The organism is Salibacterium sp. K-3 (assembly GCF_054052005.1).
In genome coordinates this window covers 12,948-26,517 of record NZ_JBSVZE010000004.1, presented here as the reverse complement: position 1 = coordinate 26,517, position 13,570 = coordinate 12,948, and the positions used below count along the sequence as shown (strand labels likewise).

At 48.2% G+C, this 13,570-nt stretch carries 25 protein-coding genes; all 25 read left to right on the top strand.

The annotated features are described in order from the left end of the window. The first annotated feature begins 59 nt into the window (after positions 1–59). The 25 genes from tuf to map all read left to right on the top strand — a co-directional run bounded on the left by tuf (position 60) and on the right by map (position 13,560). Entirely contained in the window at positions 60–1,250 is a 1,191-nt protein-coding gene (gene tuf, locus ACW9JV_RS18825; protein WP_457337348.1) for an elongation factor Tu, read from the top strand. 362 nt (positions 1,251–1,612) lie between these two features. Continuing rightward, complete coding sequence (rpsJ, locus tag ACW9JV_RS18820) at positions 1,613–1,921, top strand: 30S ribosomal protein S10 (protein WP_380714626.1); 309 nt, start codon at positions 1,613–1,615, stop codon at positions 1,919–1,921. A gap of 33 nt (positions 1,922–1,954) precedes the next feature. Continuing rightward, positions 1,955–2,584, top strand: a complete 630-nt coding sequence (gene rplC, locus ACW9JV_RS18815; RefSeq protein WP_457337346.1) for a 50S ribosomal protein L3 — start codon at positions 1,955–1,957, stop codon at positions 2,582–2,584. Positions 2,585–2,609: 25 nt separating this feature from the next. Then, positions 2,610–3,233: a 50S ribosomal protein L4 gene (gene rplD / locus ACW9JV_RS18810; RefSeq protein ID WP_457337344.1), complete on the top strand. Its 624-nt coding sequence runs from the start codon at positions 2,610–2,612 to the stop codon at positions 3,231–3,233. Beyond that, positions 3,233–3,520 carry a 50S ribosomal protein L23 gene (rplW, locus tag ACW9JV_RS18805; RefSeq protein WP_457337342.1) on the top strand — a complete coding sequence of 96 codons (288 nt, stop codon included), beginning with the start codon at positions 3,233–3,235 and terminating at the stop codon, positions 3,518–3,520. The genes rplD and rplW overlap by 1 nt, the downstream gene beginning before the upstream one ends. A gap of 26 nt (positions 3,521–3,546) precedes the next feature. Then, complete coding sequence (rplB, locus tag ACW9JV_RS18800; protein WP_457337341.1) at positions 3,547–4,386, top strand: 50S ribosomal protein L2; 840 nt, start codon at positions 3,547–3,549, stop codon at positions 4,384–4,386. Positions 4,387–4,440: 54 nt separating this feature from the next. Next, complete coding sequence (gene rpsS, locus ACW9JV_RS18795; RefSeq protein ID WP_457337340.1) at positions 4,441–4,719, top strand: 30S ribosomal protein S19; 279 nt, start codon at positions 4,441–4,443, stop codon at positions 4,717–4,719. Positions 4,720–4,739: 20 nt separating this feature from the next. Then, on the top strand, positions 4,740–5,081 hold the full coding sequence (gene rplV, locus ACW9JV_RS18790; protein WP_457337338.1) for a 50S ribosomal protein L22: 342 nt from the start codon (positions 4,740–4,742) through the stop codon (positions 5,079–5,081). A gap of 3 nt (positions 5,082–5,084) precedes the next feature. Beyond that, entirely contained in the window at positions 5,085–5,744 is a 660-nt protein-coding gene (gene rpsC, locus ACW9JV_RS18785) for a 30S ribosomal protein S3 (RefSeq protein ID WP_457337336.1), read from the top strand. Positions 5,745–5,747: 3 nt separating this feature from the next. Then, complete coding sequence (gene rplP / locus ACW9JV_RS18780; protein ID WP_457337334.1) at positions 5,748–6,182, top strand: 50S ribosomal protein L16; 435 nt, start codon at positions 5,748–5,750, stop codon at positions 6,180–6,182. After that, positions 6,172–6,375: a 50S ribosomal protein L29 gene (gene rpmC / locus ACW9JV_RS18775; protein ID WP_457337332.1), complete on the top strand. Its 204-nt coding sequence runs from the start codon at positions 6,172–6,174 to the stop codon at positions 6,373–6,375. The genes rplP and rpmC overlap by 11 nt, the downstream gene beginning before the upstream one ends. Before the next feature lie 25 nt (positions 6,376–6,400). Further along, positions 6,401–6,664 carry a 30S ribosomal protein S17 gene (gene rpsQ / locus ACW9JV_RS18770; RefSeq protein WP_457337330.1) on the top strand — a complete coding sequence of 88 codons (264 nt, stop codon included), beginning with the start codon at positions 6,401–6,403 and terminating at the stop codon, positions 6,662–6,664. Positions 6,665–6,699: 35 nt separating this feature from the next. After that, the gene (gene rplN, locus ACW9JV_RS18765) at positions 6,700–7,068 is read left to right on the top strand and encodes a 50S ribosomal protein L14 (protein ID WP_457337328.1); all 369 of its coding nucleotides are present in this window, start codon (positions 6,700–6,702) and stop codon (positions 7,066–7,068) included. A gap of 36 nt (positions 7,069–7,104) precedes the next feature. Then, positions 7,105–7,431, top strand: a complete 327-nt coding sequence (rplX, locus tag ACW9JV_RS18760) for a 50S ribosomal protein L24 (protein WP_457337326.1) — start codon at positions 7,105–7,107, stop codon at positions 7,429–7,431. Between the two features lie 26 nt (positions 7,432–7,457). Further along, positions 7,458–7,997 (top strand): 50S ribosomal protein L5, encoded by a 540-nt coding sequence (rplE, locus tag ACW9JV_RS18755; protein WP_457337324.1) that lies wholly within the window; start codon positions 7,458–7,460, stop codon positions 7,995–7,997. A gap of 30 nt (positions 7,998–8,027) precedes the next feature. Continuing rightward, a complete protein-coding gene (locus tag ACW9JV_RS18750; protein WP_457337322.1) occupies positions 8,028–8,213 on the top strand; it encodes a type Z 30S ribosomal protein S14 in 186 nt (61 codons plus the stop codon). 29 nt (positions 8,214–8,242) lie between these two features. Next, a complete protein-coding gene (rpsH, locus tag ACW9JV_RS18745; RefSeq protein ID WP_457337320.1) occupies positions 8,243–8,641 on the top strand; it encodes a 30S ribosomal protein S8 in 399 nt (132 codons plus the stop codon). A 31-nt stretch (positions 8,642–8,672) separates the two neighbouring features. After that, positions 8,673–9,209, top strand: a complete 537-nt coding sequence (gene rplF, locus ACW9JV_RS18740; protein WP_457337318.1) for a 50S ribosomal protein L6 — start codon at positions 8,673–8,675, stop codon at positions 9,207–9,209. Between the two features lie 36 nt (positions 9,210–9,245). Then, positions 9,246–9,608, top strand: coding sequence for a 50S ribosomal protein L18 (gene rplR / locus ACW9JV_RS18735; protein ID WP_457337316.1), 363 nt, complete (start codon positions 9,246–9,248; stop codon positions 9,606–9,608). A 19-nt stretch (positions 9,609–9,627) separates the two neighbouring features. Beyond that, entirely contained in the window at positions 9,628–10,125 is a 498-nt protein-coding gene (gene rpsE, locus ACW9JV_RS18730) for a 30S ribosomal protein S5 (RefSeq protein WP_457337314.1), read from the top strand. A gap of 13 nt (positions 10,126–10,138) precedes the next feature. Further along, positions 10,139–10,327 (top strand): 50S ribosomal protein L30, encoded by a 189-nt coding sequence (gene rpmD, locus ACW9JV_RS18725; protein ID WP_457337312.1) that lies wholly within the window; start codon positions 10,139–10,141, stop codon positions 10,325–10,327. Between the two features lie 31 nt (positions 10,328–10,358). After that, positions 10,359–10,799 (top strand): 50S ribosomal protein L15, encoded by a 441-nt coding sequence (rplO, locus tag ACW9JV_RS18720; protein WP_457337310.1) that lies wholly within the window; start codon positions 10,359–10,361, stop codon positions 10,797–10,799. Continuing rightward, the gene (gene secY, locus ACW9JV_RS18715) at positions 10,799–12,088 is read left to right on the top strand and encodes a preprotein translocase subunit SecY (protein ID WP_457337308.1); all 1,290 of its coding nucleotides are present in this window, start codon (positions 10,799–10,801) and stop codon (positions 12,086–12,088) included. The genes rplO and secY overlap by 1 nt, the downstream gene beginning before the upstream one ends. A gap of 75 nt (positions 12,089–12,163) precedes the next feature. Next, the gene (locus tag ACW9JV_RS18710; protein WP_457337306.1) at positions 12,164–12,817 is read left to right on the top strand and encodes an adenylate kinase; all 654 of its coding nucleotides are present in this window, start codon (positions 12,164–12,166) and stop codon (positions 12,815–12,817) included. Continuing rightward, positions 12,814–13,560 (top strand): type I methionyl aminopeptidase, encoded by a 747-nt coding sequence (gene map / locus ACW9JV_RS18705; protein ID WP_457337304.1) that lies wholly within the window; start codon positions 12,814–12,816, stop codon positions 13,558–13,560. The genes ACW9JV_RS18710 and map overlap by 4 nt, the downstream gene beginning before the upstream one ends. Positions 13,561–13,570 lie beyond the last annotated feature (10 nt).

Sequence of the window (13,570 nt, the reverse complement as noted above, 5' to 3'; positions counted from 1 at the left end):
GGTGATACACCTTTCCGGCTTCTATATAATTAACCTGTATTAAAGGGAGGAAACTCACAATGGCTAAAGAAAAGTTTGATCGTTCCAAAACGCACGCGAACATTGGTACTATCGGACACGTAGACCATGGTAAAACAACACTTACAGCAGCTATCACCACCGTACTCCACAAGCAGTCCGGCACAGGTGAAGCGATGGCATATGACTCCATCGACGGCGCTCCGGAAGAGCGTGAACGTGGAATCACAATCTCTACTGCACACGTGGAGTATGAAACAGACACACGCCACTATGCACACGTGGACTGCCCTGGACACGCAGACTACGTGAAGAACATGATTACCGGTGCAGCACAGATGGACGGAGCCATTCTTGTTGTGTCCGCTGCTGACGGCCCTATGCCGCAAACTCGTGAACATATCCTGCTTTCCCGTCAGGTAGGGGTTCCATCCATCGTTGTATTTCTGAACAAGACAGACATGGTAGACGATGAAGAACTTCTGGAACTCGTTGAAATGGAAGTCCGTGATCTTCTTTCTGAGTACGACTTTGACGGTGATGAAACACCTGTAATCAAAGGATCGGCTCTTCAGGCGATTGAAGGACAGGAAGAGCATGAGCAGGCTATCCTTGACCTCATGCAGGCTGTCGACGACTACATTCCGACACCGGACCGTGACAAAGATAAGCCGTTCATGATGCCGGTAGAGGACGTATTCTCCATCACCGGCCGCGGTACCGTTGCGACCGGCCGTGTAGAACGCGGAATGCTCAACGTCGGCGACGAAGTAGAAATCATCGGTATCGATGAAGATAAGCGCAAGACTACAGTTACCGGAGTGGAAATGTTCCGCAAGCTTCTTGACTATGCAGAAGCAGGTGACAACATCGGCGCGCTTCTCCGCGGTGTAAACCGTGAAGACATCAAGCGCGGCCAGGTGCTTGCGAAGCCGAACTCCATTACTCCGCACACTAAATTCCAGGCGGAAGTTTATGTACTTTCCAAAGAAGAAGGCGGACGTCATACACCGTTCTTCCAGAACTACCGCCCGCAGTTCTACTTCCGTACAACGGACGTAACCGGTATTATTGAACTGCCGGAAGGCGTAGAAATGGTTATGCCTGGTGACAACGTAGAAATGACAGTTGACTTGATTCAGCCGATTGCCATCGAAGAAGGTACGAAGTTCTCCATCCGCGAAGGCGGCCGTACCGTTGGTGCCGGTGTCGTTTCCACGATTGAAAAGTAAACCGGATAAGAAAAGGAGCCGTACGATTTGGTACGGCTCCTTTTTATTGATATTCAGGAAAACATATCATTTCGATGTTTTTTGAGATCCAGTACCTAAATGAAAATATACAGGAACATCGAAATTCTTTTAAAAACTCCTTGCATTCAGTATCAACAATCATTATAATAGATAAAGTGTGACCACAGAATGTGGTTTCTGCTGAACAAGGAGGGTTAACCTCCCGGCGGCAGGGCGCATCTGTGATCCAGGCGATGATGTGGAAGGTTGCCGACACACCCGGCCCCTTTGCCATGGGTGGGAGTGTGGGAAATTTTCACGGAGTATGTCTGTAAAAATCGGGCGAAAAAGGAGGGCTTAACATGGCAAATGAAAAGATTCGCATTCGATTGAAAGCTTATGACCACCGGGTGCTGGACCAATCTGCAGAAAAGATTGTCGACACAGCTAAACGTTCCGGCGCGGGTGTCTCCGGACCAATCCCGCTTCCGACGGAAAAATCGGTGTACACGATCCTTCGTGCAACACATAAGTTTAAAGATGCACGCGAACAGTTCGAAATGCGTACGCACAAGCGTTTGATTGATATTGTCAATCCGACACCGCAGACGGTCGACGCGCTGATGCGTCTGGATCTGGCGTCAGGTGTCGATATCGAAATAAAATTATAGAAAATAACAATCAATATTTAGGAGGTGTGACGAATGACCAAAGGAATCTTGGGTAAAAAAATTGGAATGACCCAGTTGTTTAATGAGCAGGGCGAACTGCTTCCGGTTACCGTAATCGAAGCAGAACCAAACGTTGTTCTTCAGACGAAAACAACGGAATCGGATGGTTACGAGGCTGTTCAACTGGGTGCTTATGACAAAAAAGACTCCAGAGCAAACAAGCCGGAAAAAGGCCATGCCGAAAAGGCCGGTGCTGCTCCCAAGCGCTACACTCGTGAGCTCCGCAATGCTGAAGGAGATTACGAAGTTGGTCAGGAAGTCAAAGTAGATACGTTTGAGGCAGGCGACATTGTGGATGTAACAGGAACATCGAAAGGGAAAGGCTTCCAGGGTGCCATTAAACGCCATAACCAGGCACGCGGACCAATGACACACGGTTCCCGTTTCCATCGTCGTCCAGGTTCCATGGGAGCTATGGGACATTATCATGTGCTGAAAGGAACAAAACTCCCTGGACGTATGGGAGGTAACACGGTAACGGTACAGAACCTTGAAATCGTCAAAGTGGATACCGACCGCAATCTTCTTTTAATTAAAGGGAATGTTCCAGGCCCGAGAAAAAGCTTTGTAACTGTACAGTCCGCTGTGAAAGCAGCGAAGTAATGTTTGATAGAAAGGAGGCTCCATCATGCCGAAAGTAGATCTGATGAACCAGAACGGCTCGAAGGTAGGGGACATCGAACTCTCCGATGCCGTTTTTGGTATTGAACCGAATGTAGATGTGCTTCATGATGCTGTCGTGATGCAGCAGGCTTCCCAGCGTCAGGGCACTCATAAAGCAAAAAATCGTTCTGAAAGAAAAGGAGGCGGAAGCAAGCCGTGGCGGCAGAAAGGCACAGGGCGTGCACGTCATGGTTCGATCCGTTCCCCGCTGTGGGTAAAAGGCGGAATTGTATTTGGTCCGACTCCGAGACAATATGGATACAAGCTGCCGAAGAAGGTCCGCAGACTTGCGATAAGATCCGCATATTCCAGCAAAGTAAAGGACGGCGAAGTTGTTGTCGTGGATGATCTTCAACTGGAAGCTCCAAAAACGAAAGACATGATCAAGATTCTTTCAAGTCTTTCTGTAGAAGAGACAGCACTTGTCGTAACCGCTGATTACAATGAGCAGGTAGCATTGTCTGCGCGTAATATTGAAGGAGTCACCTTTGCTGCTGTTGACAGCGTGAACGTGCTTGAACTGCTTAAGCACGACAAACTGATTATCACGCAGGGAGCAGTAGAGAAGGTAGAGGAGGTGCTCGCATAATGGAAGCACGCGATGTGATCAAGCGCCCCGTTATTACCGAACGGTCTGCTGATTTAATGGAAGAAAAGAAATATACGTTTGAGGTTGACGTAAAGGCCAACAAAACGCAGATTCTTAAAGCAGTAGAAGAAATCTTTGACGTGAAAGTAGCCAAAGTCAACACGATGAACTATAAAGGTAAATTCCGTCGTTTCGGCCGTTATACCGGCTACAAACCAAGCCGTAAAAAAGCAGTCGTAACACTGACACCGGACAGCGAAGAAATCGAATTTTTCGAAGGTGCTTAAACCGACAGTGAAGGAGGGAAAGAAGCATGGCTATTAAAAGAACGAAACCCATCACGAATGGGCAGCGTTTTATGTCTATCAATAAAAAATCAGAAGTAACGACAGATCAGCCGGAACGGACACTGCTTGAACCAAAGCACCGTAAAGGCGGCCGGAACAACCATGGACGTATCACGGTCCGTCACCAGGGCGGCGGTCACAAGCGCCAGTACCGGCTTATTGACTTCAAACGAGATAAAGACGGTGTACCGGGCCGTGTAGCTACGATCGAATACGATCCAAACCGTTCGGCCAACATCGCTCTGATTCATTATAAGGACGGCGAAAAGCGTTATATCCTTGCTCCGAAAGGTCTCCGCGTTGGACAAGAAATTGTCTCCGGACCGGAAGCGGACATCAAGACAGGGAATGCGCTCCAGCTTTCCGATATCCCGGTGGGTACTATCATCCACAATATTGAGTTGAAACCAGGCCGCGGAGCGCAGCTCGTACGTTCGGCCGGTGCTGAAGCACAGATTCTTGGTAAAGAAGGAAAGTATGTGCTTGTCCGTCTTCGTTCGGGCGAAACACGCCTTATCCTGGCAACCTGCCGTGCCACAGTTGGGCAGGTAGGAAACCTGGAGCATGAACTCGTTGTTATCGGAAAAGCAGGAAGAAGCCGCTGGCTCAACAAACGCCCGGTTGTACGTGGTTCTGCGATGAACCCTGCGGATCACCCGCACGGCGGCGGGGAAGGCCGCGCACCAATCGGACGGACGACACAGGTATCGCCTTGGGGTACGCCTGCTGTTGGATATAAGACACGTAAGAGGAACAAGGACTCCAACAAATATATTGTCCGCAGACGCAGGAAGAAGAAGAAATAAAAATCCTCAGCGGTTCAGGCTAACCGCTGACCAACCGCGAAAGGAGGTTTCCTTATGGGTCGCAGTTTAAAAAAGGGACCTTTTGTCGATGATCATCTGATGAAAAAGGTTGAAAACTTGAATGAAAAAAACGATAAGCAGGTAATTAAAACGTGGTCCCGCCGTTCCACGGTATTTCCGCAATTCGTAGGACACACTTTTGCTGTCTATGACGGCAGAAAACACGTACCTGTATTTGTTTCCGAAGATATGGTAGGCCATAAACTTGGGGAATTTGCCCCGACAAGAACGTTTAAAGGCCACAAAAACGATGATAAGAAAACGAGACGGTAAGAAGAGGGGAGGTTCTGAAAATGCAAGCTAAAGCAGTCGCGAAACAAATCCGCATTGCCCCCCGCAAAGCACGGTTAGTCGTTGACCTCATCCGGGGCAAAGACATCGGCGAAGCTGTCGGTATTTTAAAAAACACACCAAAAGCTGCTTCACCAATTGTCGAAAAGGTTCTGAATTCTGCTGTGGCAAACGCGGAACACAATTATGAGATGGAACCGGAAGATTTGTATGTCAGTGAAATATTCGTAGACGAAGGTATGACACTGAAACGTTTCCGTCCCCGCGCTATGGGACGCGCAACCCGAATCAATAAACGCACCAGCCACATTACTGTTGTGGTATCAGAAAAGAAGGAGGGATAATGAGTGGGTCAAAAAGTAAATCCAGTAGGACTTAGAATCGGAGTTATCCGGGACTGGGATTCCAAATGGTTCGCTGAAAATAATTATGCGTCATTACTGCACGAAGATATTAAAATCCGTGAATATATTGAGAACCGTCTGCAGGATGCTGCTGTTTCCACCGTGGAAATTGAACGGGCAGCCAACCGCGTAAATATCACCATCCATACGGCAAAACCGGGAATGGTCATTGGTAAAGGCGGTTCCGAAGTGGAAGTACTCCGTAAATCACTGAACGATATCACAGGAAAAAGAGTTCATATCAATATCGCCGAAGTAAAAAGCCCGGATCTTGATGCAAGACTGGTTGCTGACAACATTGCCCGCCAGCTTGAAAACCGTGTATCTTTCCGCCGCGCCATGAAACAGTCGATCCAACGGACACTGCGTGCCGGTGCACAAGGTATCAGAACCGAAGTATCCGGTCGTCTGGGCGGTGCAGATATCGCCCGCAATGAAAGTTATAATGAAGGTACTGTTCCACTCCACACACTGCGTGCCGACATCGATTACGGCACAGCCGAAGCTGATACCACATACGGTAAGCTTGGTGTGAAGATCTGGATATATCGTGGAGAAGTCCTTCCATCGAAAGGTTCGAACAACGAGGAAGGAGGAGAGTAATTTATGTTAATGCCAAAACGCGTGAAGTTCCGTCGTGAACACCGTGGGAAAACAAAAGGCCGCGCAAAAGGCGGAACAGAAGTTTCTTTTGGTGAGTACGGCCTTCAGGCCCTGGAACCGACATGGATTTCCAACCGCCAGATTGAAGCAGCCCGTATCGCGATGACCCGTTATATGAAGCGTGGAGGTAAAGTCTGGATCAAGATCTTTCCGGATAAGCCTTACACTCAGAAGCCGCTTGAAGTACGGATGGGTTCCGGTAAAGGTTCTCCTGAAGGCTGGGTGGCCGTTGTGAAACCAGGAAAAATTATGTTTGAAATCGCAGGTGTTTCCGAAGAAGTTGCCCGGGAAGCACTTAGACTTGCGTCTCACAAACTTCCGGTGAAAACCAAGTTTGTAAAACGTGAAGAAGTGGGTGGTGAGGCAAATGAAAGCTAATGAACTCAGAGACTTGACCTCAACTGAAATAGAAGAACAGACCAAAAGCCTTAAAGAGGAGCTCTTTAACCTCCGATTTCAGCTGGCAACCGGTCAACTTGACAATCCTGCCCGCATTCGCAATGTCCGCAAGGATATCGCCCGCGCCAAAACGGTGCTGCGCGAACGTGAACTCGGTCTGAACAAAGTATAAAACAAGAGGGGAGGTTTAGCATAAAATGGCTGAACGTAACCAGCGGAAAGTCTACACCGGCCGTGTTGTATCCGACAAAATGGATAAAACGATCTCGGTGTATGTTGAAACGTATAAAAAAGATTCCCTTTACGGCAAGCGTGTCAAAGATTCAAAGAAATTCAAGGCACATGATGAAAATAATACAGCGAAACAGGGCGATATTGTTAAAATCATGGAAACCCGCCCGCTTTCTAAAGATAAACGCTTCCGTCTTGTAGAAGTTGTAGAAGAAGCGGTTATTATCTAAACGATCTTTTGTAGAGGAAGGGAGGTTAAACGTCTATGATTCAAGAAGAAACCATGCTGAAAGTAGCAGATAACTCCGGTGCCCGCGAAGTAAAGACCATCAAAGTACTCGGCGGCTCTGGTCGTAAAACGGCCAACATCGGCGATATGATTGTGTGTTCTGTGAAGCAGGCAACACCAGGAGGCGTTGTCAAGAAAAACGAGGTCGTTCGTGCTGTTATTGTACGTTCGAAAAGTGGTGCGCGCCGTCCGGACGGTTCCTATATCCGCTTTGACGAGAATGCAGCCGTGGTTGTAAGGGATGACAAAAGCCCGCGCGGAACCCGTATTTTCGGTCCTGTAGCACGGGAGCTTCGCAGCTCACAGTATATGAAGATTGTTTCTCTCGCTCCGGAAGTTCTTTAATAAGTACCAGAATGGCCCAATGAAGGAGGTGCGATCATGAGTCAACCGAAACTCCATGTGAAAACAGGCGATAAAGTCAAAGTAATCACAGGAAAAGATAAAGGGAAAGAAGGCGTCATTCTACAGGCGTATCCAAGCCGGTCCCGCGTACTGGTGGAAGGCGTGAATGTAGTGAAGAAGCATGAAAAGCCTTCTCAGGAAAACCCTCAGGGCGGCATTTCCAATCAGGAAGCATCGATTCATGTTTCCAATGTCATGCCGCTGGATCCAAGCACGAACGAACCGACAAGAGTCGGATTTAAAATAGAAGACGGCAAAAAGATCCGTATCGCCAAAAAATCCGGCGAACCCCTTGATAAGTAAGTCGTTGAGGAAAGGAGGTCCCTTCAATGAACGCGCTCAAAGAAAAATTTAAAAACGATATTGTGCCCCATCTGCACAACAAATACGAGTATTCTTCCGTTATGGGAGTACCTAAAGTTGAAAAAATCGTAATTAACATGGGTGTCGGTGACGCAATCCAGAACCCGAAAGCCCTTGATAAAGCGGTCGAAGAGCTCTCGCTGCTCACTGGTCAGAAGCCGCTTATTACAAAAGCAAGAAAATCGATCGCCGGTTTTAAAGTCCGCGAAGGTATGCCGATCGGTGCGAAAGTTACCCTCCGCGGTGAACGGATGTACGATTTTCTTGAAAAGCTGATTAACGTTTCCCTTCCGCGTGTGCGTGACTTCCGCGGTGTTTCGAACAAAGCCTTTGACGGCCGCGGCAATTACACTCTCGGTGTTAAAGAACAGCTGATCTTCCCGGAAATTGAATACGATAAAGTAGACAAAATCCGCGGAATGGATATTGTGATTGTAACGTCGGCGGAAACAGACGAAGAAGCTTACGAGCTGCTCGATCAGATGGGCATGCCGTTCAAAAAATAAATCGAAACATGTAAAGGAGGGAATTGGACCTTGGCAAAAAAATCAATGGTCGCCAAACAGCAACGTCCTAAAAAGTTCAAAGTGCGCGAGTACACCCGTTGCGAGCGTTGCGGACGTCCTCACTCCGTTATGCGTAAATTTAAACTCTGCCGGATTTGTTTCCGTGAGTTAGCCTATAAAGGACAAATCCCAGGCGTCAAAAAAGCCAGCTGGTAAGCCCGAGACAGGGAAGGAGGTAAAACGATATGGTCATGACTGATCCAATAGCAGATATGCTGACCCGCATCCGGAATGCGAACACGGTCCGTCACGAAAAATTGGAACTGCCGGCATCGAATTTGAAAAATGAGGTTGCCAACATCCTGAAGCAGGAAGGTTTTGTGCGTGACGTAGAATCTGTGGAAGATAACAAACAGGGAATCATCCGTATCTTTTTGAAATATGGTGCGGACAATGAACGCGTCATCACCGGTCTGAAACGAATCAGTAAACCGGGACTGCGTGTGTATGCCAAAGCAGAAGAACTTCCGCGCGTACTCGGCGGATTGGGTATTGCCGTCATTTCAACATCCAACGGTGTAATGACTGATAAAGAAGCCAGAAAGAAGCAGGTCGGCGGCGAAGTACTTGCTTACGTATGGTAAAGAAAATGGAGTCAGAACGGAGGTGTAATGAATGTCCCGTATTGGTGTAAAACCTATTGAGCTTCCAAGCGATGTTACAGTATCCATGAATGAAAACACGATTACGGTGAAAGGACCGAAAGGCGAGCTTTCCCGTGAGCTTCATTCTTCTATTAAAGTGAACATCGGCGAAGAGGAAATCACATTTGAACGTCCGAGTAACAACAAAGAGCACCGTTCCCTTCATGGCACAACACGCAGCATTGTGAACAACATGGTGGAAGGTGTCAAAAACGGATTTGAAAAGAGCCTGGAGCTTGTCGGTGTCGGTTACCGTGCGAGCAAATCCGGCGAGAAACTCGTGTTGAACGTAGGTTATTCCCATCCGGTTGAAGTGGCACCGGAAGAAGGAATTGAACTTGAAGTTCCGTCCAACACAAAAGTAGTGGTCCGTGGAATCGATAAAGAACGTGTCGGAGCTACGGCTTCCAACATCCGTTCCGTAAGACTTCCGGAGCCTTATAAAGGAAAAGGCATCCGCTACGAAAATGAATATGTTCGTCAAAAAGTAGGTAAGACTGGTAAGTAACGTTTTCGGCAGTCGTTACGAAAGGAGGAACGCAGCATGACAACGAAATCCAAAAAGTATGCTAATCGGAAAAAACGCCATACAAGTATCCGGCAGAAAATTAAAGGAACTTCCGAGCGTCCGCGTTTAAACGTTTTCCGTTCTTCCAAGCATATCTACGCGCAAGTGATTGATGATGTAAAAGGGGAGACCCTGACATCGGCTTCGACGATGGAAAATGGCATGGATATTGAAAACGGCGGTAATAAAGAAGCAGCACGCAAAATCGGTGAAGTTGTAGCAAAACGCGCATCGGAAAAAGGATATGAGACAGTAGTGTTTGACCGCGGCGGTTTTGTTTATCACGGACGTGTGCAGGCTCTGGCTGAGGCAGCACGCGAAAACGGACTACATTTCTAAAATGATGGGAGGGAAATACATGCAGATTGATGCCAGTAAGCTTGATGTGGAAGAAAGAGTTGTAGCGATTAATCGTGTAGCTAAAGTTGTAAAAGGCGGACGTCGTTTCCGTTTTGCAGCTATCGTGGTTGTAGGTGACCGCAATGGACACGTTGGATTCGGCATGGGTAAAGCACTTGAAGTACCGGAGGCTATCCGTAAGGCAGTTGAAAACGGCAAAAAGAATCTTGTGCAGGTTCCGGTAAGCGGAACAACGATTCCGCACCAGATTGTCGGTCATTTCGGCGCAGGGAATGTGTTGTTGAAGCCTGCATCCGAAGGTACCGGAATTATTGCAGGCGGACCGGTCCGGGCTGTGCTTGAACTTGCAGGTGTTCAGGATATTCTTTCTAAATCCCTCGGCTCCAATAACCCAATTAACATGATACGCGCTACAATTACCGGTCTGACTGAACTGAAATCAGCAGAAGAAGTTGCCAGACTACGTGGTAAAAGCGTTGAAGAATTGTTAGGATAAGGAGGGAAAGAATATGGCCAACAAAGTGGAAATTACCCTCAGCCGCAGTTTAATCGGAAGACCGCAGGATCAGCGCGACACCGTCGAGGCGCTTGGTTTGCGTAAAGTCAATCATTCCGTCGTGAAAGAAGATAATTCTGCTGTCCGCGGAATGATTAATAAAGTGTCACATTTATTAACGGTAAAAGAATTGAACGCGTAACGTAACATTTCAGTGATAGGGAGGTGTCATCATGAAACTGCATGAGTTGAAGCCGTCACATGGTCCGAATAAATCCCGTATCCGCGTGGGACGCGGCCGCGCTTCCGGCAAAGGCAACACATCCGGACGCGGTGAACACGGCCAGAATTCCCGCAGCGGCGGCGGTGTCCGTCCAGGCTTTGAGGGTGGTCAAAACCCGATTTACAAGCGTCTGCCGAAACGAGGTTTCACAAATCCGACCCGCAAAGAGTTCGCGATCGTGAATGTAGAATTACTGAACCGTTTTGAAGCAGGGACGGAAGTCACTCCGGAACTTCTTCTTGAAGAAGGCGTTGTGAAAAACGCCCGGAGCGGCATCAAAATTCTTGGCAGCGGCAGTCTTGATAAAGAACTGACTGTTAAAGCGAACAAGTTCTCTGCTTCCGCAGCAAAAGCGATTGAAGCGGCCGGCGGAAAAACAGAGGTGATCTAATGTTCCGCGCGATCTCTAATATTTTTCGCGTGCGTGATCTTAGAAATAAAATCTTTTTCACGCTCACCATGTTAGTCATTTTCCGGATCGGAAGTTTTATTCCGGTACCGGGATCTAACAATGAGGTATTAAACTTTGCAGACCAAGCCAATGCGTTTGGTTTTCTGAATACGTTCGGAGGCGGTGCGCTGTCTCAATTCTCCATTTTCGCCATGGGTGTTATGCCCTACATTACAGCATCGATCGTTGTCCAGCTTTTGCGGATGGACGTGGTGCCGAAATTCACCGAATGGGGAAAACAGGGAGAAGCCGGACGTAAAAAGCTGGCGCAGTTCACCCGGTATTTCACCGTAGTGCTTGCTTTTCTGCAGGGTCTTGGAATGTCGGTAGGATTTAACAACATCTTTCAGGGGTTGATACCCAATCCGAGCATTCCAAAATATATTTTTATTGCTATCGTGATGACGGCTGGAACCACTTTTTTAATGTGGCTGGGTGAACAGATTACAGCCAAAGGCGTCGGTAACGGGATATCCATCCTGATTTTTGCGGGTATTGCCGCCGGTATTCCCGGTGGGATCAACCAGGTCTACGCAACACAGATTCAGGATGCCGAACAGCTCTTCACCGGGATTGTAACGGTGCTGTTTCTGGCTGTCGGGATTCTTGCCATTATCGTCGGCGTTATCTACGTCCAGCAGGCACTCCGCAAAGTCCCGATTCAGTATGCGAAACGGCTGGTGGGACGGAGTCAGGCCGGCGGGCAGTCAACCCATCTTCCGTTAAAAGTTAACTCAGCCGGCGTTATTCCGGTGATTTTTGCTCTATCTTTATTTATATTCCCTCCAACCGTGGCCGGGTTTGTCGGAGAAGATAATGCAGTGGCACGCTGGATTATCCAGAACTTCGATTATACACAGCCGGTGGGAATGGTTGTTTACGCGGCTTTGATCATCGGTTTCACGTACTTTTACACGTTTGTTCAGGTTAATCCGGAACAGATGGCAGATAATCTGAAAAAGCAGGGAGGATACATTCCAGGTATCCGGCCGGGCAAAACAACAGAAACCTACATTCGTAGAATTCTGTACCGGTTGACGTTTGTCGGAGCTTTGTTTCTGGCAGTCGTTGCGATCATTCCTGTATTTTTCATTACGCAGCTGGATCTGCCGCGTACCATTCAGATTGGCGGTACCGGACTGCTTATCGTTGTAGGTGTGGCTCTGGATACCATGAAACAGATCGAAAGCCAGTTGATTCAAAGAAGTTACAAAGGGTTTATCAAATAAAGATAAGATGAGGGAAAAGGAGCTGCAGCACAGCGCCTGATCCCCGGCTGAAATCGGAGCTATGGAGGAGATATCATGAATTTGATATTAATGGGGCTGCCTGGTGCCGGTAAAGGCACACAAGCCGAAAACATTGTAGAAAAGTACGGCATCCCTCATATTTCCACCGGAGATATGTTTCGCGCTGCTATCAAAGAGGAATCGGAGCTCGGTCAGAAAGCAAAGTCTTACATGGACGCCGGTGAACTGGTGCCGGATGAAGTAACAGTTGGCATTGTCCGCGAAAGACTCGCAAAGCCCGACTGCGATAAGGGATTTCTGCTGGACGGTTTTCCGCGGACAGTGCCGCAGGCGGAAGCTCTGGAAGGCATTCTTTCGGATCTGAACAAATCCCTGGATTACGTCCTGAACATTGAAGTGGACAAAGACAGGCTGGAAAGAAGGTTGACAGGGCGCCGCGTGTCGCCGACATCCGGAAAAACCTATCACATCGAATTCAACCCGCCGCAGCAGGAAGGCATCTGTGATGAAGACGGCAGCGAGCTCATCCAGAGAGATGACGATAAGCCGGAAACCGTCCGCAAACGCCTTGATGTGAACATTGAACAGCAGCAGCCTTTGATTGATTTCTATAATGAAAAAGGGTATCTCCGCAATATCGATGGGGATCAGGATATAGACAAAGTGTTTCAGGACATTGAAGAACTTTTGAAAGGACTTCATGCATGATCATTTGTAAAACCGATCGTGAACTCGATATAATGCGGGAAGCGGGGAAAATTGTTGCCCTCACCCACCAGGAACTGCAAAAACATATCCAACCGGGCATTACGACTCAGGAATTGGATAATATTGCAGATAAACACATCCGCGACCATGGAGCAACTCCGTCATTTAAAGGCTATGGCGGTTTCTCCGGCAGTATATGCGCTTCAGTAAACGAAGAATTGGTACATGGAATTCCGGGCAGCCGTAAGCTGAAAGACGGCGATATTATTTCCATCGACATCGGAGCCTATTACAATGGGTATCACGGGGATTCTGCCTGGACGTATCCGGTTGGTGCCATTTCGGCAGAAGAGCAGCGGCTGCTTGATGTGACCGAAGCATCCCTGTTTGAGGGTCTGGAACAGGCGGCTCCGAAGGAACGTTTGTCCAATATTTCCCACGCGGTACAGAGCTATGTGGAGCCGAATGGGTTTTCGATTGTCCGCGAATATGTCGGACACGGCGTCGGCCAGGAACTGCATGAAGATCCGCAGATCCCGCATTTCGGTCCGCCGGGAAAAGGCCCGCGTCTAAAACCGGGAATGGTATTGGCCGTGGAACCAATGGTGAATGCCGGAGAGCGTTATGTTCATACTCTTTCGGATAATTGGACGGTTGTCACGACCGATGGCAGAAGCTGTGCTCATTTTGAGCATACCATTGCAATAACCAGTACAGGTTTTGAGATTTTAACAAAAACCTGAGGTAAAAGGT

What these genes read in the sequence shown, in the direction of transcription:
- tuf (WP_457337348.1), top strand. Translation starts at nt 60, where the DNA reads ATGGCTAAAGAAAAGTTTGATCGTTCCAAAACGCACGCGAACATTGGT.
- rpsJ (WP_380714626.1), top strand. Translation starts at nt 1,613, where the DNA reads ATGGCAAATGAAAAGATTCGCATTCGATTGAAAGCTTATGACCACCGG.
- rplC (WP_457337346.1), top strand. Translation starts at nt 1,955, where the DNA reads ATGACCAAAGGAATCTTGGGTAAAAAAATTGGAATGACCCAGTTGTTT.
- rplD (WP_457337344.1), top strand. Translation starts at nt 2,610, where the DNA reads ATGCCGAAAGTAGATCTGATGAACCAGAACGGCTCGAAGGTAGGGGAC.
- rplW (WP_457337342.1), top strand. Translation starts at nt 3,233, where the DNA reads ATGGAAGCACGCGATGTGATCAAGCGCCCCGTTATTACCGAACGGTCT.
- rplB (WP_457337341.1), top strand. Translation starts at nt 3,547, where the DNA reads ATGGCTATTAAAAGAACGAAACCCATCACGAATGGGCAGCGTTTTATG.
- rpsS (WP_457337340.1), top strand. Translation starts at nt 4,441, where the DNA reads ATGGGTCGCAGTTTAAAAAAGGGACCTTTTGTCGATGATCATCTGATG.
- rplV (WP_457337338.1), top strand. Translation starts at nt 4,740, where the DNA reads ATGCAAGCTAAAGCAGTCGCGAAACAAATCCGCATTGCCCCCCGCAAA.
- rplP (WP_457337334.1), top strand. Translation starts at nt 5,748, where the DNA reads ATGTTAATGCCAAAACGCGTGAAGTTCCGTCGTGAACACCGTGGGAAA.
- rpmC (WP_457337332.1), top strand. Translation starts at nt 6,172, where the DNA reads ATGAAAGCTAATGAACTCAGAGACTTGACCTCAACTGAAATAGAAGAA.
- rpsQ (WP_457337330.1), top strand. Translation starts at nt 6,401, where the DNA reads ATGGCTGAACGTAACCAGCGGAAAGTCTACACCGGCCGTGTTGTATCC.
- rplN (WP_457337328.1), top strand. Translation starts at nt 6,700, where the DNA reads ATGATTCAAGAAGAAACCATGCTGAAAGTAGCAGATAACTCCGGTGCC.
- rplX (WP_457337326.1), top strand. Translation starts at nt 7,105, where the DNA reads ATGAGTCAACCGAAACTCCATGTGAAAACAGGCGATAAAGTCAAAGTA.
- rplE (WP_457337324.1), top strand. Translation starts at nt 7,458, where the DNA reads ATGAACGCGCTCAAAGAAAAATTTAAAAACGATATTGTGCCCCATCTG.
- rpsH (WP_457337320.1), top strand. Translation starts at nt 8,243, where the DNA reads ATGGTCATGACTGATCCAATAGCAGATATGCTGACCCGCATCCGGAAT.
- rplF (WP_457337318.1), top strand. Translation starts at nt 8,673, where the DNA reads ATGTCCCGTATTGGTGTAAAACCTATTGAGCTTCCAAGCGATGTTACA.
- rplR (WP_457337316.1), top strand. Translation starts at nt 9,246, where the DNA reads ATGACAACGAAATCCAAAAAGTATGCTAATCGGAAAAAACGCCATACA.
- rpsE (WP_457337314.1), top strand. Translation starts at nt 9,628, where the DNA reads ATGCAGATTGATGCCAGTAAGCTTGATGTGGAAGAAAGAGTTGTAGCG.
- rpmD (WP_457337312.1), top strand. Translation starts at nt 10,139, where the DNA reads ATGGCCAACAAAGTGGAAATTACCCTCAGCCGCAGTTTAATCGGAAGA.
- rplO (WP_457337310.1), top strand. Translation starts at nt 10,359, where the DNA reads ATGAAACTGCATGAGTTGAAGCCGTCACATGGTCCGAATAAATCCCGT.
- secY (WP_457337308.1), top strand. Translation starts at nt 10,799, where the DNA reads ATGTTCCGCGCGATCTCTAATATTTTTCGCGTGCGTGATCTTAGAAAT.
- ACW9JV_RS18710 (WP_457337306.1), top strand. Translation starts at nt 12,164, where the DNA reads ATGAATTTGATATTAATGGGGCTGCCTGGTGCCGGTAAAGGCACACAA.
- map (WP_457337304.1), top strand. Translation starts at nt 12,814, where the DNA reads ATGATCATTTGTAAAACCGATCGTGAACTCGATATAATGCGGGAAGCG.